The sequence below is a fragment of the Streptomyces sp. SGAir0957 genome, assembly GCF_043523415.1.
Genome location: NZ_CP027293.1, coordinates 7,541,937 through 7,560,380, shown reverse-complemented (window position 1 = coordinate 7,560,380; position 18,444 = coordinate 7,541,937). Strand labels below are relative to the sequence as shown.

The following is an 18,444-nucleotide window of genomic DNA, read 5'->3' as shown; positions in this document are numbered from 1 at the left end:
CCCCGTGGGAGCCATCACATGTCTGTCTACGTGTCCCGACCTCGCACAGCCCTGGGTGCCCACAAGGTGACCACTGAGGAGATCGCGGACGACATACGCGCGCACCACCCGGACCACCCCAGGCTCGCGGCGGCCGTCCGCGCGGTGGCCGGGTGCGGCGTTCGGGCCCGCTTCTTCACGCGTCCGCTCACCTCGGCGACCGTGGCGGGCGAGGGAGAGGTCGGCGAGCGCGCCCGCACGGCGTTCGCGGACGCGCTGGACCTCGCCCACGAGGCGGCCGAGGCGGCGCTCGCGGGCGCCGGTCTCGCGGCGGCGGATCTCGGCGGGATCGTCACGACGCACTCCACCGGCTGGTCGGTGCCCAACCTCGACGTGCACCTCATGACCCGCCTGGGGATGCGGCCCACCGCGCGCGCCCTCGGCCATACGACGCTTGCGTGCACCGGGGGCACCAAGTGCCTGATCCGCGCGGCGGACATGGTGACGGCCAGGCCCGGCAGCCCCGTCCTGGTCGTGGCCGCGGAGGTGATCTCCGCCGTGTACCACCACAGCGACACCGGGATCGACGCGATGATCTACAAGGCCCTGTTCGGCGACTCGGCCGGCGCCACCGTCCTCAGCGCGGAGCCCCTCGGGCCGGGCTTCGTCATCGAGGACAGCTTCGAGCACGTCCTCCCCGACACCATGGGCCACCTGGCGGGCCGGATCACCTCGGCAGGGCTGCACTTCGACGCCACGAAGGAGGGGCGGGCCGCGTCCCGTGAAGCACTGCCCGCCTTCTCGGAGTGGCTGGGTGAGCGTCGCTCCGACTTCGCCGTGATCCACCCGGGCAGCCCCCGCATCATCACGGACACCGCAGCGGCCCTCGGCCTCGACGCGCACGCCGCACGGCACTCCACCGACACCCTCACCGACGAGGGCAACCTGGGCGGCGTCAGCGTCCTGCGGGTCCTGGAGCGGACGCACGACGAGCCGCCCGCGCCGGGGGCCCGGGGCACGATGGTCGCGTACGGCCCCGGTTTCGCCACCGCCGCGCTGCACGGCCACTGGCACGCCTGAGACCCGGGCCGAATGTCTCGCCGGGACTCATGTCCCATCGGGACATTAAGGTGTACCGTGAAGGCATGAAGGCGAACGAGCCACTCCCCGACCGGGCCCCCGAGGACCGGCGACAGGTCAAGGCCCGCCGGACGCGTGAGGCGCTGGCGGAGGCGGCCGTCGAGCTGGTCCTCGAGCGGGGGCTCGGGGCCGTCACCGTCGAGGCGATCGCCGAGCGCGCAGACGTGACGCGGCGCACGTTCAGCCGGCACTTCTCCGGCAAGGAGGACGCGGCGCTCGACTTCACCCGCGCCGACGGCGCCCGTATCAACGCGGCGCTGCGCGCGCGGCCCGAGGGCGAACCCCCGCTCCTCGCGTACCGCAACGCCGTCGCGGACTGGCTCGCGGACCGGGAGAGCCCCGGCTGGCACCACCGCCCCAGGCTGCGCGAGCTGTACGCCGCCGTGGACGAGGAGCCCGCCCTGTTCGCCGCGTACGAGCGCATCCGGGTCGACGCCCAGGACGAGTCCGTCCGCATCATCGCCGACCGGCTCGGCACCGACCCGGCCCGGGACCCGCGCCCCGGCGTCGTCGTCGGCGCCGCCGCCGGGGTACTGACCGCCGCGCTGCGCGCGTGGGCGCGCGGCACGGACAAGGACGCCACGGACCTCGCCGCCCTGGTGGCGGCGGCCTACGACGCCCTCGCCGGGGAGGCCGCCCGTGCGACGGCGGCCTCGTCCGGCGGAACCGATGAGAGCAGCGAGAACCGCGGATGGTGCCCCTCGTCGTGGTGTAAGCGATCAACTGGCTGGCTTGTTCGGGGTGTCGGGTAGTGCGGGGGCGCTTTCGGGGAGTTCACGGTAGAGCTCGTCCATGCTGCCTTCGGGGAGGTAGCGGCGGGGGAAGGCGATCCATTCGTCGTGCATCTCGAAGAGCACGGCGGTGACCAGCCGCAGCAGGGCGTCGTCGTTGGGGAAGACCTGGACGACGTCGGTCCTGCGCTTGATCTCCCGGTTGATCCGCTCCAGCGGGTTCGTCGACTGGATCTTCTTCCAGTGCCGGGGCGGGAAGTCCGCGAACGCGGTCAGGTCCTCCTTCGCGTCCAGCAGCATGGCCCTGACCTTGGGAAACTGGGTGCCGAGCATGTCGGCGACGGTATCGAGCTGGGTGCGCACGAGGTCGGCGGTGGGCTGGGTGAAGATCGTGCGGATCGTCGCGGCGACCATCTCGCCGGAGTCCCGGTCGATCACGCTGAAGACGTTGCGCAGGAAATGGACACGACAACGCTGCCAGGCGGCACCGAGCATGACCTTGCGGACCGCGGCGACCAGGCCCGAGTGCTGGTCGGTGACGACCAGGCGGACCCCGGACAGGCCACGTTCACGCAGCGAGCGCAGGAACTCTTTCCAGAACGCCTCGCTCTCGCTGTCGCCGACCATCAACCCGAGGACCTCGCGATTGCCGTCCTCGGTGATGCCGGTGGCGACCACGACGGCCCGCGAGACGATCTGGTGGTTGACCCGCGCCTTGCAATAGGTCGCGTCCAGGTAGACGTAGGGGAAGCGGACATGGTCCAGCGGGCGGGTGCGGAACGCGGTCAACGGCTCGTCCAGCGCCGCGCAGATCCGCGAGACTGCCGACTTCGAGATGCCGCTGTCCCCGCCCAGTGCTTTGACCAGGTCATCGACGCTGCGGGTGGAGACGCCGTGCACGTATGCCTCCATGATCACGGCGTAAAGGGCCTGATCGATGCGGCGCCGGCGTTCCAGCAGTGACGGGAAGAAGCTGCCGGTGCGGACCTTGGGGATCTCCAAATCCAGGTCACCGGCCAGCGTGGTCAGCACCTTCTCGCGGTGCCCGTTGCGGAGGTTGGTCCGCGTCGGCGTGTGCTCGTTCCACTCCGCGCCGATGTGAGCGGTCGCTTCGGCCTCGATCAGCTCCTGCACCATCCGCTCGGCGATGGCGCGGATCAGCTCGATTCCATCGGTCGAGCGTAGTGACTCAAGCAGCCGTATCAGCTCAGACTGGGACAGGGCCATCGTGTACTCCTCGTGGTTGAACTGGCTTTTCACCAAGGAGAGTTACGCGGTGGCCCACCCCCTGTTCAGGGAGCGGTACTCACCCGTGGAAGTGCGCCCCGGGCAAACGCCCGCGCACTCCCAGCCGCTGATCCCGTACACCACGACGAGGGACACCATCGAACCGCGCAAGCAGAGAGTGACACGCACCATGAGCACCACCAGCACCGACACCAGCAACAACGGCAACAACGGCAACAGCTCCACCAGCGGTGAGTTCGCCGGCAGGACCGCCCTCGTCACCGGCGCCGCCTCCGGCATCGGCCTGGCCACCGCCCGCCGCCTCGGGCGTGACGGCGCCGCCGTCGTCATCGCCGACTACAACGAGCAGGGCGCGAAGGAGGCCGCCGAGACGCTGAAGGGCGAGGGGATCAAGGCCGCCGCCGTGGCGGTGGACGTGACCGAGCCCGCCTCCGTCGAGGCCGCCGTGCGGTTCACCGTCGACACCTTCGGCGGGCTCGACCTGGCCGTGAACAACGCGGGGATCGGCGGCGCCAGCGCCCCGACGGGCGCGTACGACATCGACACGTACGACCGCGTCATCCGCACCAACCTCGACGGCGTCTTCTACTCGATGCGCTACGAACTGCCCGTCATGGAGGCGGCCGGGCGCGGCGCGATCGTGAACGTCGCCTCGATCCTCGGCTCGGTCGGCTTCGCGGGCTCCCCCGCCTACGTCGCCGCGAAGCACGGTGTCGTCGGTCTGACGAAGACGGCGGGCGCCGAGTACGCGGCGAAGGGCGTCCGGGTGAATGCGGTGGGTCCTGGCTTCATCGAGACCCCGCTCCTGAAGGAGATGGACAAGGCCGCCTACGACGGTCTCGTCGGTCTGCACCCGGCGGGCCGGCTCGGACGGTCCGAGGAGGTCGCCGAGTTGATCGCGTTCCTGCTCTCGGACCGCGCCTCGTTCGTCGCGGGCGGCTACCACCTCGTGGACGGCGCCTACACCGCCGTCTGACCCCTGGTCAGAGCGGTGCCGCGCGGTACGCTCCTCCTCTTGTGTCACTACCGTCACCTGGTGGCGCTTGTGTCACAGCTCAACTCATGGAACGGTCTGCAGGGGGCAGACGGGGGTGCCCGGGGTTGAGTTCGAGGAGGGGCGCAGAAGCGCAATGGCAGGGCAAGCAGCGCAAGCGATAACCGGTGGCGGCAAGGCACGCGAGTCGTATTTCGACAACGTGAAGTACTTGACCATCGTCCTGGTGGTCTGTGGCCACGCATGGGAACCGTTGACGTACGACAGCCGCGCGGTGACGGCTTTGTATCTCACCGTTTATGCCTTCCACATGCCGGCGTTCGCGCTGGTGTCGGGATATATGTCCCGAAGTTTCGACATGTCGCCGCGGCGGCTGAAGCGACTCGTGACCGGGGTCGTCGTCCCGTATGTCGTCTTCGAGTTCGCGTACACCCTTTTCTACAAGGTGGCGCAGGACGACTGGAAGTACCCGTTCAGCCTGCTGGACCCCTGGTATCTGATGTGGTTCCTGCTGGCGCTGTTCGTGTGGCGGATCACGACGCCGCTGTGGCTGGCGATCCGTCAGCCGGTGCTCGTCTCCCTGGTGATCGCGACGGCGGTGTCGATGTCCCCCGACACGGGTGGCGACATGGCGCTCCAGCGCGTGCTGCAGTTCCTCCCGTTCTTCGTGGTGGGTCTGGTCCTCAGGCCGGAGCACTTCGAGCGGGTGCGGACCTGGCGGATGCGGATCGTGGCCCTGCCGGTGAGTCTGGCCGCGGTCGTGGCGGCCTACTGGGTGGCGCCGCGGTTCGACGCGGGCTGGTTCTACCACCGGGGCAGCGTCGTCGGGCGTGACGGGATGACCGCGTGGGACGGGCTGTGGATCACGCCCGTCCTGTTCCTGCTCGCGCTCGTCCTGACGGCCTGCTTCCTGGCCTGGGTGCCGGGGCGCAAGCTCTGGTTCACGGCGCTCGGCGCCGGCACCATCTACGCGTACCTGCTGCACGGTTTCGTCATCAAGGCCGCCCGCTGGGACGGCTGGTACAAGCACGACTGGCTGCACACCCCGCTCGGCGAGGTGGCGGTGACCGTGGTGGCGATCGCCCTCATCACCGTGCTGTGCACGAATCCGGTGCGCCGCGTCTTCCGGTTCGTCGTCGAACCGCGCATGGAGTGGGCGTTCCGGCCCATGGCGTCGAAGAAGCGGCCCGAACCGGCCGTCGAGCGGGAGCGCGAGCGCGTCACCGTCGCCGGCGGCTGACGGCCTGCGCGAGCAGGCAGTGCATGCGCTCGGTGAGCGCGGTCAGGTCGTCGGCGGGGCTGTGGAACGGAATCCGTACGTCGGCCTGGCCCCGGGCGCGCTCCAGGCGGAGCGTGAGCCCGTGCCGGTCGACGGCGAGCGGCTGGACCCGGACGACGCCGTGCAGGCTGTCGGCGGCGATGAGCCGGGTCAGCTGTTCCACGGCCTCGGGGTGCGCCTCCGCGAGGTGGGTCAGCAGGCGCGGCTCGGCGAGGGCCAGCGGGTCGGGCGCGGCGGCCGCGAGTTCGGCGAGGTCGACGACCTGGCGCTCGGTTCGGGTCTGCAGCATGGCGCGCTCGACGCGCAGCACCATCTCCTCCCCGTCGGGCACCAGCTCGCCGGAGAGGAACAGACGGGCGCGGACCCGGTCCCGTACGGGGACGGGCGCCGCGTCGGCGAACTCCAGGAGCGTGCTGGGGCGGCCGTGCGGTGAGCAGAGCACGGCGGCGGCGAGGACACTGTCCGGCGGCGGCGCGATCCGCACGGTGCCGTCCTCGGTGACGCGGTGGGCGCCGACGAGGTCGTCCTGCCCGACGTCGGTGGTGACACCGCAGGTCCAGGCGGCGGCGAGCACGGTGCGTGCGCGGGTCGCCGTGGTGGGCACAGCGGTGGCGATCTGTCGGACACCCATCCCGACCTCCAGTTCAGATCCATGGTTCGGCGCAACCGTTTAGGTAAGCCTTGCCTAACTTAACGGAGATCGGCGACGGGGGTCCACCCCACCGCCACCGGTACGCGCCGAGTCCACGCGATCGGGTGCGAATATGCCATCCGCCCCCGCCCCGCGATCCGGCGCGGCATCATGCCGCGCATGGACGGAACTGCGCTGTTGCGCGAGCTCTTCACCCCCGACGAGTACGAGGCCGTGCGCGGCCACGCGGATCATCTGGGTGTGACGGTCGCCGAGTACGTTCGCCGCACCGCCACCGAACGCGCCCTCGGCCGGGCACGGTCCGCCGAGAGCGCGGAGAGCCGGGCGCCGCACCTCGGGAACCTCGGCAAAGTGGCGATACCGCAGGTCGACCGGGTGCGCTGCGCGGGCGGCGCCTCGTCCCCCGCCCTGGACCGCTTCCTCGACACGCTCGCCCATCCCACCGACGGAAGTTGACGGACCGTCACCCGGCGTGTTCCGGCTCCGCCGGGGCAACCGGTGTCCATGACATCGGCGACGGCACAGATGAGCAAGACGGACCGGACACGGTCGGGACGCTGGTGGCGGGTGCTCGTACGGGTCGTGGTGGCGCTCGTCGCCTTCCTCGCCCTCGTCGCGTTCTCCGCCGTCCTCGCCCGGCTCACCCTCACCCCGTCCCCGGCCTCCGAGCAGATCGCCGGGTCCAACCTGCGACCCGGCGCGTCGCTGCGGCAGTACGCGGACGACTACACCTTCGCGGCGGCCTGCAAGCAGATCGGCGGCAACCTCCTGCTCGGGGCGCCCTTCGGGCTGCTCCTCCCGGTGCTCGTGGCGCGCCGGATGCGGTGGCTGCGGGTGCTGGTGCTGACCGCCGTCGTCATGGTGCTCGTGGAGCTGGCGCAGGGCGCGCTCGTACAGGGCCGCGCGTTCGACGTGGACGACGTCATCCTCAACACGACGGGCGCGCTCATCGCCTACGTCCTCGTCGGCCGCCGCATCGGGCACGGCTACCACGCGCTGGCGGAGAAGCCCGCGCACGACGGCAAGGCAGGCGAGAAGGAGAAGACCCCCGCGGGGGAGACGGAAAGGAAGTGATCGTCATGCGTGCGTCCCGGAGCGCCGAACGGCGTGCCGCGCGCGTGGAGTACCTGATGCCGCAGGGCTCGGGCGCCGCCCGCTGGGCGCGGCGCCTGACCCGCTCGTTCCTCGCGGAGCACGCCGAGGAGACGGCCGCCGACGCCGAGCTGGTCGTGTCGGAACTCGTCACCAACGCGACCCGCGTCTCCGAGCGGCGCTGCCGGATGAGCCTGCGGATGGACGCGGGCGAACTGGTCGTGGAGGTGCGCGACGACGGCCCCGGCCTCCCCCGCCTGCGGCCCCCGTCCGAGACGGCCGAGTCGGGTCGCGGCATCGCCCTGGTCCACGCCCTGGCCGAACGCTGGAGCGTGCGGCCCGACCGGCGCGGCGGCAAGACGGTACGGGCGGTCTTCGCCCCGTCCTGACGCCGCGCCCGCGCGGTCCTCAGTGGCCGCGCCTGATCCATTCGTCGAGCTGCGGCGCCTCGGCACCGATCGTCGTGCTGTCCCCGTGACCGGTGCGTACGACGGTCTCGGCGGGCAGGGTCAGCAGCCGGTCCCGGATCGATTCGACGATCGTCGGGAAGTCGCTGAACGTCCGCCCGGTCGCGCCGGGGCCGCCCTGGAAGAGCGTGTCCCCGGTGAAGACGGTGGTCAGGGCGGGCGCGTACAGGCTCACCGCGCCGTGGCAGTGGCCCGGGGTGTGCAGCACGGTCAGCTCGACACCCGCGACGGACAGCCGCTGCCCGTCCGCGAGTTCCTCGTCCGGCGCCCGGTCCGGGTGCGTGCGCTTCCACAGCTCGGTGTCGGCGGGGTGCAGCAGGATCGGCGCGCCCGTGCGCGCGGCCAGGGCCGGGGCGGCGTCGATGTGGTCGTCGTGGGCGTGCGTGCACACGATCGCGACGAGCCGCCGGTCTCCGACCGCCTCGGCGATGGCGTCGGCGTCGTGCGCCGCGTCGATGACGAGCACCTCGGAGTCGTCCCCGACGAGCCACACGTTGTTGTCGACGTCCCAGGTGCCGCCGTCGAGGGAGAAGGTGCCGGAGGTGACGAGGTGCTCGATACGCACGCCGCTGCTCGTGGAGTCGGTCGCCATCAGAACATCACCACCGAACGCAGCACGTCACCGTGGTGCATCCGCTCGAACGCCTTCTCCACGTCCTCCAGGGCGATCGTCTCGGTGACGAACGCGTCGAGGTCGAGGCGCCCCTGCAGATACAGGTCGATGAGCATCGGGAAGTCGCGGGACGGCAGGCAGTCGCCGTACCAGGACGACTTGAGGGCGCCGCCGCGGCCGAACACGTCGAGCAGCGGCAGCTCGATCTTCATCTCCGGGGTCGGTACGCCGACGAGGACGACCGTGCCCGCCAGGTCGCGGGCGTAGAAGGCCTGCTCGTACGTCTCCGGGCGGCCGACCGCCTCAATGACGACGTCCGCGCCGAAGCCGCCGGTCAGCTGGCGCACGGCCTCGACGGCGTCGGTGGAGCGGGAGTTGACGGTGTGGGTGGCGCCGAGCGAGCGGGCCGTCTCCAGCTTCTTGTCGTCGATGTCGACGGCGATGATCGTGCCGGCGCCGGCCAGGCGGGCGCCGACCACCGACGCGTTGCCGACACCGCCGCAGCCGATGACGGCGACCGAGTCGCCCCGCGTGACCTTGCCCGTGTTGATGGCGGCGCCGATACCGGCCATCACCCCGCAGCCGAGCAGTCCGGCCGCGGCGGGCGACGCCGCCGGGTCGACCTTCGTGCACTGGCCCGCGGCGACGAGCGTCTTCTCGGCGAACGCGCCGATGCCGAGCGCCGGGGACAGCTCGGTGCCGTCGGACAGGGTCATCCTCTGCTTCGCGTTGTGCGTGTTGAAGCAGTACTCGGGGCGGCCGCGGCGACAGGCGCGGCACTGGCCGCACACCGCGCGCCAGTTGAGGATCACGAAGTCGCCGGGCGCGACCTCGCTCACCCCCGCCCCCACGGACTCCACGACACCGGCCGCCTCGTGCCCGAGCAGGAACGGGAAGTCGTCGTTGATCCCGCCTTCCCGGTAGTGCAGGTCGGTGTGGCAGACACCGCACGCCTGGATCTTCACGACGGCCTCGCCCGGCCCCGGGTCCGGCACGGTGATCGTCTCGATCGCCACGGGGGCGCCCTTCGATCGCGCGATCACGCCCTGCACCTGCTGTGCCATGAGGGTCAGCCTTCTTTCTCTCGGCGGCGTCCTGCGAAGCTGCTTCTCCGCGCTGCGTTCGCGCACCCATCGTCGCTCATGCGCAGGGTGCGGAACAGCACCGGTGCCCAGGTCGGAGGGTTCTACGCTGCACGGATGCCCGAGCGAACAGTGGCGCAGGCCGCCCTCCTGCCCGTCAACGGCGCCCTCGCCGTCGTCCTCGTCGCCCTGCTGCTGCTCGCCGCGGCGACGGCGGCGGTGTTCCGGCTCGCCCCGGACGCCTCCCGGCGGCGGGCGCGGGACCTGGTCATCGCGGGCGTACGGGCGACGCTGCAGCTCGGCGCGGTCTCCCTGGTGATCGGCTGGGTCGTCCATCACGGGGCCGCGCTGCTCGCGTTCGTACTGCTCATGTTCTGCGTCGCCGCCTGGACGGCGGGCCGGCGCGTCACCGCCGACCGCAGCGGGGGCTGGGCGGCGCTGCCGATCGCGGCGCCGGTCGCGCCCGTCGTCGGCGTGCTCGTCGCCACGGGGCTGCTCCCCGCGGACGGCATCGCGCTGATCCCCGTCACCGGCATCCTGATCGGCGGCGCGCTCACCGCGACCGTCCTCGCGGGGCGGCGGGCCCTGGACGAGCTGGCCGCGCGCCACGGCGAGGTGGAGGCGTGCCTGGCCATCGGCCTGCTCCCGCACGACGCCCGCCTGGAGATCGCGCGCCCGGCCGCGTCCGACGCCCTGCTCCCCGGCCTCGACCAGACCCGCACGGTCGGCCTGGTCACCCTGCCCGGCGCGTTCGTCGGCATGCTCCTCGGCGGCGCGTCCCCGGTGATGGCGGGCGCGGTCCAGCTCTTCGTGCTGGTGGCACTGATGGCCGTGCAGGTGGTCGCGGTGGCGACGACGGTGGAACTGGTGGCCCGGGGCCGCCTGCGCCGACCGCCGCGCTGACCTCGGGGCACGCTTGTTCAGAGCGCGGTGGCCAGCAGGGCGAAGGCGCCCATGAGGACCGCGACGCGGACGTAGTGCAGGCGCTCCCAGCGGTTCAGCTGCTGCCGCCAGTCCGCGGGCCGGTTCTCCGGGGTCCACGTCCGGTTCCGGTTGTTGATCGGGACGAGCAGCAGCAGCGACATGACCACGCCGACGACCAGCAGCGCGCCGGCGGCGACGACACGGCCCGCGCCGTGGTCGTGCCATCCGGCCCCGGCCCAGACGCCGATGAGGACGAGCGAGCCGATGTACCAGAACGGCATCGCGGTGCCGAGCATCCGGCCGCCGTGCGCGTGGCCGAGCTGGGCGCTGTCCTCGGGAAGTGCGTTCAGGATCGGGCCCATGACGAAGGCGACGGCGAACTCCACCCCCACCATCACGCCGAAGACCACGGTGGTGACGACCTCGAGTGCGTTGAGCATGACTACCCCTCCGAAACAGAAAATCTAGCGCCGCTAGCTGTCGAAGCAACGCTAGCGCTACTGCCGCTCGAATGTCTAGCAGTGCTAGATTGGCGGCCATGTCGGTACAGCAACGCAAGGAACGCGAACGGGCGGAGCGCGAGCGCCTCATCGTGGCCACCGCCCGCGAACTCGCCGAGCAGCAGGGCTGGGACGCGGTCACCACCCGCCGGCTCGCCGAGCGGATCGAGTACAGCCAGCCCGTCCTCTACAGCCACTTCCGCGGCAAACGCGAGATCATCGGCGCGGTGGCCCTCCAGGGCGCGACCGAGATGGCGGTGGCGGTGCGCGCCGCGACCGCCGCCGCGGACGGACCGCGGGCCCGCGTGCACGCCCTCGCCCGCGCCTACCTCGACTTCGCCGAGCGCAACCCGGCGGTCTACGACGCGATCTTCCAGCTCGACGGCGGCCTCGCCTACGCGCGCGAGGAAACCCCGGAACCCCTCAAGGACGCTTTCGCCGCACTCCTCGAATGCCTCGGCGAAGTCGCCGGGGAGGGCGTCGAACCGGGCCTGTTCACCGAGGTGTTCTGGGCATCCCTGCACGGAGTGGCAACCCTGACCAGATCGGGCCGCCTGCCCCCGGACTACACGGAGCAGCGCCTTCAGGTCCTGGTGGACCGACTCGCCGTGGTCTGACCCGGCGTACGCTCCGGATCATGTCTGTTTACGACGCAGTAGAGATCGGCCGCCTCCAGGGCGGCCCCGCCGACCTGTCCCAGTACAAGGGCAAGGCCGTCCTGATCGTCAACGTCGCCTCCAAGTGCGGCCTCACCCCGCAGTACGCGGGCCTGGAGCAGTTGCACGAGCGCTACGCGGAGCGCGGCTTCACCGTGCTCGGGGTGCCGTGCAACCAGTTCATGGGGCAGGAGCCGGGGACCGCCGAGGAGATCGCCGAGTTCTGTTCGGCGACGTACGGGGTGACGTTCCCGATGACGGAGAAGGTCGACGTCAACGGGGCGGACCGGCACCCGTTGTACACGCGGCTGACCGAGGTCGCGGACGGTGAGGGGCACACGGGAGACATCCGCTGGAACTTCGAGAAGTTCCTCCTGGACCAGGACGGCAACGCCGTCGCCCGTTTCTCCCCGCAGACCGAGCCCGACGACGCCGCCCTGGTGGCGGCCGTCGAGGCGCACCTGCCGCGCTGAACCCGGACGGGGGCGGCCGCGTGCCCGGCCGGTGAGGTGTTCGTTAGCCGGGCATGCGCAAGCCGAACCTTCTGACCCTCGCCCTGGCGGTCGCCGCCGCGCTCACCGCGGTGGCGCCGCTGGCGTTCGCCGCCGCACCGCTCACGGTCGCCCCGGCGGCGGGCGATCCGTTCGTCCACCCGCAGCCGGCGGGCATGTCCGGCGGGCCGTCGTCCGCACGCGTACCGGTCGCCGGGCGCGCGGTCTGACGGCCCTCGGTCATATCGCCCCGTACTCGTGCGCGGGCGCGCCGCGCCATTCGATGGCGGGTGAGTCGCCGAGGACGAGGTCCTCGGCGTTCTCCAGGCCCGCACGGCGCAGGAACTCGATGACGTCCGCGTCCGAGTGCGCGAGCCCGAGGGGCACGTCCGCGACCGTGACACTGCGCCCGCCGCCCGGCGCCGGGCGATGCACCGCCACCTTCACGACGCGCCCCCGCCCTGCCGCGCCCGCAGCCGCAGCTCCGCTCTCTGCGCCGGGGTGAGCCGCTCCTCCGCCAGCACCCGGGACAGGTGCAGCAGGCGGCGCCGGAGGACGGTGCGGCCGGGCTGCTCGGCGAGGCGCCGATAGGTCTCGGTCCATTCCTGGCGTGTGTGTACGAGGTCGTCAGTGATCGTGTGCCGCATGGCTTGGATTAGATCGCATGTTCGAATTTACGTGCAACCGGCGACCCGGCTGGTCCTCCGGCCGGTCCACGTCAGTCGCGTCGCCCGCCGCACTCCCACGCGTGCACCTCGACGGCGGCGTACCGGTCCGCCGTGAGAATTGTGCGCGCGGCGGCCGCGTCGGGCGCCCGAAGGAGGGCCGCCGTACCGAGCCAAGCGGTGCCGTCGTCGCTGGTCAGCGGGCCGTAGGCGATCAGGTCCGCCGAGCGTGGGCCGGCCGGTACGTCGAGGTCGGCCGCCTGGCCCGTGCCCAGGCCGAGCACGAGGTAGCGGTCGTCGCCGACCAGGCCGCCGGGGAACTCCCCCATGGTGCGGCCGAGCAGATTCTCCCAGCGGCGCAGCAGCACGTCCCGGTAGACACCGGCCTGGTAGGTGGGCTCGTCGAAGGCGAAGGCGCGGGCCGCCGCCGGATCCGGCAGGTCGACGATGTGGACGCTGCCCGACGGGGTCTCCCCGTCCTCGGCGAAGGTCGGGCCGCGCGCGATCAGCTCCCGCTCGAACCGGTCCATGTAGGACCAGTGCTCCTCCACGAGCCGGTGGCGCAGCGCGAGGGAGCCGGGGCGATCACGGTGGTAGCAGAAGAACATCATGGGCCCGTACTCTTCCCGGCCCGCGCGGCCTCGCGCACGCGCTTTTCATCAGCCCACACACCGTGAGCCCACACACCGTGCGGCACAGTCTCGCGTCTCCGCCCGGTGTCCCCGACAATGAGCCGGTGACCGCGACGACGCACTCCACTGAAGGCGCCGCCCCCGGCGTTCGGCTCGCTTCGGCGCGCGGGCGGTGGATCCTGGCGTGCGTGGTGCTGGCGTCCGGCATGGCGATGCTGGACGGGACCGTCGTGAACGTCGCCCTCCCGACCATGGGCCGCGATCTCGGGGCCTCGCTGTCCGCCCTGCAATGGGTGGTCAACGCGTACATGCTGACGCTCTCCGCGCTGTTGCTGTGGGGCGGCGCCCTCGGGGACCGGATGGGGCGGCGGCGCACGCTGATGCTGGGGGTGGCGTGGTTCGCGGCCGCGTCGGCGGTGTGCGGGTTCGCTCCGGACGAGGGCACGCTGATCGCGGCGCGGGCCTTGCAGGGTGTCGGGGCGGCGCTCCTGACGCCCGGGTCGCTCGCGCTGGTGCGGTCGGTGTTCCACCCGGACGACCAGGCGCGGGCCGTGGGCGCGTGGTCGGCGCTGACCGGTGTGGCGGGGGCGCTCGGTCCGTTCCTCGGCGGCTGGCTGATCGACGGGCCCGGATGGCGGTGGATCTTCTACATCAATGTGCCGATGGCCGCCGCCGTGCTCGCCGTCGCGCTGCGGTACGTGCCCGAGAGCCGGGACGCCGGGGCCGCCGACACCCCCTTCGACCAGGTCGGCGCCGTGCTCGCCGCGCTCAGCCTGGCCGGGGTGAGCTACGCGCTGATCTCCTCGTCCGGCGGCGCCTCGCTGCTCTCCACCGGCCTGCCCGCGCTGATCGGTGTCGTGGCCGGTGCCGTGTTCGTGTACGTGGAGCGGCGCCGGGCGGCGCCGATGCTGCCGCCGTCGCTGTTCGCCTCGCGGCTGTTCAGCGCGGCGAACGGGATGACGCTGTGCCTGTACGCGGGGATCGGCGGGATCCTGTTCCTGCTGCCGGTCCAGTTGCAGGTGGCGGTGGGGTACGACGCGTTGCAGGCCGGGACGGCGACGCTGCCGGTGACCGTCCTGATGCTGCTGCTCTCCGCGCGCGCCGCCGACCTGTCCCACCGGATCGGGCCGACGCTGCCGCTCGTCGTCGGGCCCCTGGTCGCCGCGACGGGGGTCCTGCTGATGCTGCGGATCGGGCCCGGCTCCTCGTACGTCGCGGATGTGCTGCCCGCGGTCGCCGTGCTCGGACTCGGCATGAGCGTGTTCGTGGCCCCGCTGACGGCGACCGTCCTGGCGTCGGTGGAGCCGGAGCGCGCCGGGCTCGCGAGCGGGGTGAACAACACGGCGGCGCGGGTGGCGCAGCTCCTTGTCGTCGCCGGGCTGCCGCTGGCCGTGGGCCTGGCGGGCGAGGCGTACACGCGCCCCGCGGCCGTGAACGTCTCGTTCCACCGGGCGGCGTACGGGTGCGCGCTCCTCTTCCTGCTCGCGGCCGTGGTGGCGGTGCTGTTCGTGCGCCCGCGCCATGTGCGGAGCCGGGCCGCCGAGGCGCCGCGGCCGCAGTGCCGGTCGCATTGCGGGGTCGGCGCGCCGGCCCTGGAACCCGGCGACAGGCGCTGAGGCCCGCGTGCGCCGGGCGGGGACCCGTTGCACCATGGCTGCATGCTCTTTGCCCGACTGGCCCAGGTGTCTCAGGAGGTCGCCGCCGCCTCGGCGCGCTCGAAGAAGATCGAGCTGCTCGCCGAGCTGTTCCGGGACGCGGACCCGGACGACGTGCCGATCGTCATCCCGTACCTGGCGGGCCGTCTCCCGCAGGGGCGGCTCGGGGTGGGCTGGCGGGTCCTCGGCGAGCGGGTGGGGCCGGCGGCCGAGCCGCGTCTGAGCGTGCAGGACGTCGACGCGGCCCTGACGACGCTCGGCGATGTGAGCGGCGCCGGTTCGCAGGCCGAACGCAAGCGCCTGGTCGGCGAGTTGATGGCCGCGGCCACGGAGGACGAGCAGCGGTTCCTGTTCGGGCTCGTCACCGGCGAGGTCCGCCAGGGCGCGCTGGACGCCGTCGCCGTCGAGGGGCTGGCCCGTGCCACCGACGCGCCGCCCGGGGACGTACGGCGTGCGGTGATGCTGGCGGGCGGGCTCCAGCCGGTCGCGAAGGCGCTGCTCGCCGGGGGCCCGGAGGCGCTCGCCGCGTTCCGGCTCACCGTGGGCGGGCCCGTGCAGCCGATGCTGGCGCACTCGGCCGGGTCGGTCGGCGAGGGGCTCGACAAGCTGGGCGCGTGCGCCGTGGAGGAGAAGCTCGACGGCATCCGCATCCAGGTGCACCGGGACGGGGACGACGTCCGGATCTTCACCCGCACGCTCGACGACATCACCGACCGGCTGCCCGAAGTCGTGGCGGCGGCGCGGGAGTTGAGGAGTGAGCGGCTCATCCTCGACGGTGAGGTGATCGCGGTCGACGACAGCGGGCGGCCGCGCGCGTTCCAGGACGTGGCCGGGCGCGTCGGGTCGCGGGTGGACGTGGAAGGGGCCGCGCGGGCACTGCCCGTCTCACCGGTCTTCTTCGACGCGCTGTACGTCGACGGGCACGACCTGCTCGACCTGCCGTTCGCCCAGCGGCACGAGCGTCTGGCGCGGGTGGTGCCGGAGCCGATGCGGGTGCGGCGGTTCGTCGTCGAGGACGCGGCCGAGGAGGCCGAGCGGACGGCGGCGGAGGAGTTCTTCGCGGAGACCCTGAACCGGGGGCACGAAGGGGTCGTCCTGAAGGGCCTGGAAGCCCCGTACAGCGCGGGGCGGCGCGGTGCGTCCTGGCTGAAGGTGAAGCCGGTGCACACGCTGGACCTGGTGGTGCTCGGCGCCGAATGGGGCCACGGGCGGCGTACCGGCAAGCTGTCCAACCTGCACCTGGGCGCGCGGCGCGAGGACGGTTCGTTCGCGATGCTCGGCAAGACGTTCAAGGGGCTCACGGACGCGCTGCTGACCTGGCAGACCGAGCGCCTCGGCGAGCTGGCGACCGAGGACGACGGGATCGTGGTGACGGTCCGGCCCGAGCTGGTCGTGGAGATCGCCTACGACGGGCTGCAGCGTTCGACGCGGTATCCGGCGGGCGTGACGCTGCGGTTCGCCCGGGTGATCCGGTACCGGGAGGACAAGACGCCCGAGCAGGCCGACACGGTGGAGACGGTCCTGGCGGCGCACCCGGCCGTCTCGGAGTCCGCGTAGCCGCCGGTCGCCGGTCGCCGGTCGCCGGTCGCCGGTCGGACCTCTCCACGGACCTCTCCCCCAGCGATCCCCCAGCACCTCCCCTGACTTTTTCTTTGCCAAAACATGAACCGTATAAGGTGACAGTCGCCGCGAAAGATGCAGCCGCCACCTAATACCCGCCGGGACCGCAGCCCGGACACGCACGGACAAGGGGAGAGACGTGCCCGCTTCACGCCTGAGCAGGACACCATTGCCGGGGATCGGCTTCCGCTACGACCTGACCACCCGAGAACAACGCCAGCTGTCGGTCGTCGCGCACCGGGACGGGGGCCGCACGCTCAGCGCGTACCAGGCCGACGACCCCGACGCCTGCGCCCTGTCGCTGAAACTGACCTCGGGCGAGGCGGCGTACCTCATCGACGCGCTGATGCCGTCGCACCACAGCCCCAACCTGCTGCACACCACCGACCTGGGCCTGGTCGCCGAGCGCATCGAGCTCCCCGCGACCTCGCACTGGAACGGCCGGCTCCTCGGCGAGACGCACATGCGCACCGAGACCGGCACCTCGATCGTCGCCGTGCTGCGCCGCACCGAGGCGATCCCGTCGCCGACGCCGGACTTCCGGCTCGCGGGCGGCGACACGCTCATCGTGATCGGTACGCGCGAAGGCGTCGAGGCGGCCGCCACGATCCTGGGTCGGGAGTGATCGGATGCACTCCGCTGTCTTCCTCATCGAGTTCGGTGCGATCATCCTGGCGCTCGGCCTCCTCGGCCGCCTCGCCGGACGCCTGAGCTTCTCGCCCATCCCGCTCTACCTGCTCGCGGGCCTCGCGTTCGGCGAGGGCGGGCTGCTCCCCCTCGGCGCGAGCGAGGAGTTCGTCGCGATCGGCGCCGAGATCGGCGTGATCCTGCTGCTCCTGATGCTCGGCCTGGAGTACACGGCGAGCGATCTCGTCAGCAACCTCAAGACGCAGTACCCGGCAGGGCTCGTCGACATGACGTTCAACGCGCTGCCCGGCGCCGCCGCCGCGCTCCTCATGGGCTGGGGCCCGGTGGCGGCCGTCGTGCTCGCCGGTGTCACCTGGATCTCGTCGTCCGGCGTGATCGCCAAGGTGCTCGGCGACCTCGGGCGGCTCGGCAACCGCGAAACCCCGGTCATTTTGAGCATCCTGGTGCTCGAGGACCTGGCGATGGCCGTCTACCTGCCGATCATCACCGCGCTGCTCGCCGGGGTCGGCTGGGCGGCGGGCGGGCTGACGCTCGCCATCGCCCTCGGCGCGGCCGGGCTCGTCCTGTTCGTCGCCGTGCGCTACGGGCGGCACATATCGCGGTTCGTGTCGAGCGACGACCCGGAGAAGCTCCTCCTCGTCGTCCTCGGGCTGACGATCCTGGTCGCCGGGCTCGCCCAGCAGCTCCAGGTCTCCGCCGCCGTCGGCGCGTTCCTCGTCGGCATCGCGCTCTCCGGCGAGGTCGCCGAGGGCACGCACACGCTGCTCTCGCCGCTGCGGGACCTGTTCGCCGCCGTGTTCTTCGTCTTCTTCGGCCTGCACACCGACCCGGCGAGCATTCCGCCGGTGCTGCTTCCCGCGCTGCTCCTCGCGGTCGTCACGGCCTGCACGAAGATCTTCACCGGGTGGTGGGCGGCACGGCGTGCCGGGATCTCCGTGAAGGGACGCTGGCGGGCCGGCGGGGCGCTCGTCGCGCGCGGCGAGTTCTCCATCGTCATCGCGGGGCTCGCGGTGACCTCCGGCATCGAGCCGCGGCTCGGCCCGCTGGCCACCGCGTACGTGCTGATCCTGGTGATCCTGGGCCCGCTGACGGCCCGCTACACCGAACCGCTGGCCCAGCGGCTGTTCGGCGGGCGCACGGCCAAGACGGCCCCGGCGGCCTCGGTCCCGGCCCCGCGCGCGGCGGAGGACGCCGCGTCGGTGGACGCCACGTCGGTGGACTCCGCGTCGGTGGACGCCACGTCGGTGGACTCCAGGTCGGTGGACGAGCGGCTCGGCTGAGTACCGGGGCCCGTCGTCGGACCGACCGGGGGAGAACGGCCGCGTTCTCCCCCGGTCGCCGTCCGTGAGCTGGGCGCTTAGCGTGGTGGACGGGGT

The 18,444-nt window shown here is 72.2% G+C and carries 23 protein-coding genes; 15 read left to right on the top strand and 8 right to left on the bottom strand.

Annotated features, from left to right (window positions below):
- The first annotated feature begins 66 nt into the window (after nt 1–66).
- Together C1N81_RS39140 and C1N81_RS39135 are read left to right on the top strand one after the other, a co-directional pair.
- On the top strand, nt 67–1,059 hold the full coding sequence (locus C1N81_RS39140) for a beta-ketoacyl-[acyl-carrier-protein] synthase family protein (RefSeq protein WP_394436150.1): 993 nt from the start codon (nt 67–69) through the stop codon (nt 1,057–1,059).
- Between the two features lie 65 nt (nt 1,060–1,124).
- Nucleotides 1,125–1,871: a TetR/AcrR family transcriptional regulator gene (locus tag C1N81_RS39135; protein ID WP_394436149.1), complete on the top strand. Its 747-nt coding sequence runs from the start codon at nt 1,125–1,127 to the stop codon at nt 1,869–1,871.
- Here C1N81_RS39135 and C1N81_RS39130 read toward each other — a convergent pair.
- Nucleotides 1,839–3,077, bottom strand: coding sequence for an IS256 family transposase (locus C1N81_RS39130; RefSeq protein ID WP_394428871.1), 1,239 nt, complete (start codon nt 3,075–3,077; stop codon nt 1,839–1,841). The two genes, C1N81_RS39135 and C1N81_RS39130, sit on opposite strands and share 33 nt — an antisense overlap.
- 190 nt (nt 3,078–3,267) lie before the next feature.
- Between C1N81_RS39130 and C1N81_RS39125 the strand changes: the two genes are divergently transcribed.
- Together C1N81_RS39125 and C1N81_RS39120 are read left to right on the top strand one after the other, a co-directional pair.
- Nucleotides 3,268–4,074 (top strand): SDR family NAD(P)-dependent oxidoreductase, encoded by an 807-nt coding sequence (locus C1N81_RS39125; RefSeq protein WP_394436148.1) that lies wholly within the window; start codon nt 3,268–3,270, stop codon nt 4,072–4,074.
- Nucleotides 4,075–4,228: 154 nt separating this feature from the next.
- Nucleotides 4,229–5,332 (top strand): acyltransferase family protein, encoded by a 1,104-nt coding sequence (locus tag C1N81_RS39120; protein WP_394436147.1) that lies wholly within the window; start codon nt 4,229–4,231, stop codon nt 5,330–5,332.
- On the opposite strand, the gene C1N81_RS39115 is transcribed toward C1N81_RS39120, so the two are convergent.
- On the bottom strand, nt 5,313–6,002 hold the full coding sequence (locus C1N81_RS39115; RefSeq protein WP_394436146.1) for a DUF2470 domain-containing protein: 690 nt from the start codon (nt 6,000–6,002) through the stop codon (nt 5,313–5,315). The genes C1N81_RS39120 and C1N81_RS39115 overlap by 20 nt on opposite strands.
- A 180-nt stretch (nt 6,003–6,182) precedes the next feature.
- Between C1N81_RS39115 and C1N81_RS39110 the strand changes: the two genes are divergently transcribed.
- The 3 genes from C1N81_RS39110 to C1N81_RS39100 are packed head-to-tail and all read left to right on the top strand — an operon-like array spanning nt 6,183 to nt 7,504.
- The gene (locus C1N81_RS39110; protein ID WP_394436145.1) at nt 6,183–6,479 is read left to right on the top strand and encodes a plasmid mobilization protein; all 297 of its coding nucleotides are present in this window, start codon (nt 6,183–6,185) and stop codon (nt 6,477–6,479) included.
- A gap of 48 nt (nt 6,480–6,527) precedes the next feature.
- Nucleotides 6,528–7,097: a VanZ family protein gene (locus tag C1N81_RS39105; protein WP_394436144.1), complete on the top strand. Its 570-nt coding sequence runs from the start codon at nt 6,528–6,530 to the stop codon at nt 7,095–7,097.
- Between the two features lie 5 nt (nt 7,098–7,102).
- Complete coding sequence (locus C1N81_RS39100; RefSeq protein ID WP_394436143.1) at nt 7,103–7,504, top strand: ATP-binding protein; 402 nt, start codon at nt 7,103–7,105, stop codon at nt 7,502–7,504.
- A 19-nt stretch (nt 7,505–7,523) separates the two neighbouring features.
- Here C1N81_RS39100 and C1N81_RS39095 read toward each other — a convergent pair whose 3' ends face one another.
- Nucleotides 7,524–8,174, bottom strand: a complete 651-nt coding sequence (locus tag C1N81_RS39095; RefSeq protein WP_394436142.1) for an MBL fold metallo-hydrolase — start codon at nt 8,172–8,174, stop codon at nt 7,524–7,526.
- The gene (locus C1N81_RS39090) at nt 8,174–9,259 is read right to left on the bottom strand and encodes an S-(hydroxymethyl)mycothiol dehydrogenase (protein WP_394436141.1); all 1,086 of its coding nucleotides are present in this window, start codon (nt 9,257–9,259) and stop codon (nt 8,174–8,176) included. The genes C1N81_RS39095 and C1N81_RS39090 overlap by 1 nt, the downstream gene beginning before the upstream one ends.
- A 135-nt stretch (nt 9,260–9,394) precedes the next feature.
- Here C1N81_RS39090 and C1N81_RS39085 point away from each other — a divergent pair, with 135 nt between their 5' ends.
- Nucleotides 9,395–10,180 (top strand): ABC transporter permease, encoded by a 786-nt coding sequence (locus C1N81_RS39085; RefSeq protein WP_394436140.1) that lies wholly within the window; start codon nt 9,395–9,397, stop codon nt 10,178–10,180.
- A 17-nt stretch (nt 10,181–10,197) separates the two neighbouring features.
- On the opposite strand, the gene C1N81_RS39080 is transcribed toward C1N81_RS39085, so the two are convergent.
- Nucleotides 10,198–10,641 carry an anthrone oxygenase family protein gene (locus C1N81_RS39080; protein ID WP_394436139.1) on the bottom strand — a complete coding sequence of 148 codons (444 nt, stop codon included), beginning with the start codon at nt 10,639–10,641 and terminating at the stop codon, nt 10,198–10,200.
- Nucleotides 10,642–10,739: 98 nt separating this feature from the next.
- Between C1N81_RS39080 and C1N81_RS39075 the strand changes: the two genes are divergently transcribed.
- Genes C1N81_RS39075 through C1N81_RS39065 form a run of 3 tightly spaced genes read left to right on the top strand, consistent with a single transcriptional unit; the run spans nt 10,740 to nt 12,078 of the window.
- Nucleotides 10,740–11,318, top strand: a complete 579-nt coding sequence (locus C1N81_RS39075; RefSeq protein ID WP_394436138.1) for a TetR/AcrR family transcriptional regulator — start codon at nt 10,740–10,742, stop codon at nt 11,316–11,318.
- A 20-nt stretch (nt 11,319–11,338) separates the two neighbouring features.
- On the top strand, nt 11,339–11,830 hold the full coding sequence (locus tag C1N81_RS39070; RefSeq protein WP_394436137.1) for a glutathione peroxidase: 492 nt from the start codon (nt 11,339–11,341) through the stop codon (nt 11,828–11,830).
- A gap of 53 nt (nt 11,831–11,883) precedes the next feature.
- Nucleotides 11,884–12,078 (top strand): hypothetical protein, encoded by a 195-nt coding sequence (locus tag C1N81_RS39065; protein WP_394436136.1) that lies wholly within the window; start codon nt 11,884–11,886, stop codon nt 12,076–12,078.
- Nucleotides 12,079–12,088: 10 nt separating this feature from the next.
- Here C1N81_RS39065 and C1N81_RS39060 read toward each other — a convergent pair whose 3' ends face one another.
- The 3 genes from C1N81_RS39060 to C1N81_RS39050 form a co-directional block, all read right to left on the bottom strand.
- Nucleotides 12,089–12,235: a hypothetical protein gene (locus C1N81_RS39060; protein WP_394436135.1), complete on the bottom strand. Its 147-nt coding sequence runs from the start codon at nt 12,233–12,235 to the stop codon at nt 12,089–12,091.
- Nucleotides 12,236–12,291: 56 nt separating this feature from the next.
- Entirely contained in the window at nt 12,292–12,495 is a 204-nt protein-coding gene (locus C1N81_RS39055) for a hypothetical protein (RefSeq protein WP_394436134.1), read from the bottom strand.
- Between the two features lie 71 nt (nt 12,496–12,566).
- The gene (locus C1N81_RS39050) at nt 12,567–13,124 is read right to left on the bottom strand and encodes a YciI family protein (RefSeq protein ID WP_394436133.1); all 558 of its coding nucleotides are present in this window, start codon (nt 13,122–13,124) and stop codon (nt 12,567–12,569) included.
- Nucleotides 13,125–13,249: 125 nt separating this feature from the next.
- On the opposite strand from C1N81_RS39050, the gene C1N81_RS39045 reads away from it, so the two are divergent.
- From C1N81_RS39045 to C1N81_RS39030, 4 genes are all read left to right on the top strand, one after another.
- The gene (locus tag C1N81_RS39045; RefSeq protein ID WP_394436132.1) at nt 13,250–14,761 is read left to right on the top strand and encodes an MFS transporter; all 1,512 of its coding nucleotides are present in this window, start codon (nt 13,250–13,252) and stop codon (nt 14,759–14,761) included.
- Nucleotides 14,762–14,803: 42 nt separating this feature from the next.
- Nucleotides 14,804–16,357: an ATP-dependent DNA ligase gene (locus tag C1N81_RS39040; RefSeq protein ID WP_394436131.1), complete on the top strand. Its 1,554-nt coding sequence runs from the start codon at nt 14,804–14,806 to the stop codon at nt 16,355–16,357.
- A gap of 202 nt (nt 16,358–16,559) precedes the next feature.
- Nucleotides 16,560–17,045, top strand: coding sequence for a cation:proton antiporter regulatory subunit (locus tag C1N81_RS39035; protein ID WP_394436130.1), 486 nt, complete (start codon nt 16,560–16,562; stop codon nt 17,043–17,045).
- Between the two features lie 4 nt (nt 17,046–17,049).
- Entirely contained in the window at nt 17,050–18,348 is a 1,299-nt protein-coding gene (locus C1N81_RS39030; protein WP_394436129.1) for a cation:proton antiporter, read from the top strand.
- Nucleotides 18,349–18,444 lie beyond the last annotated feature (96 nt).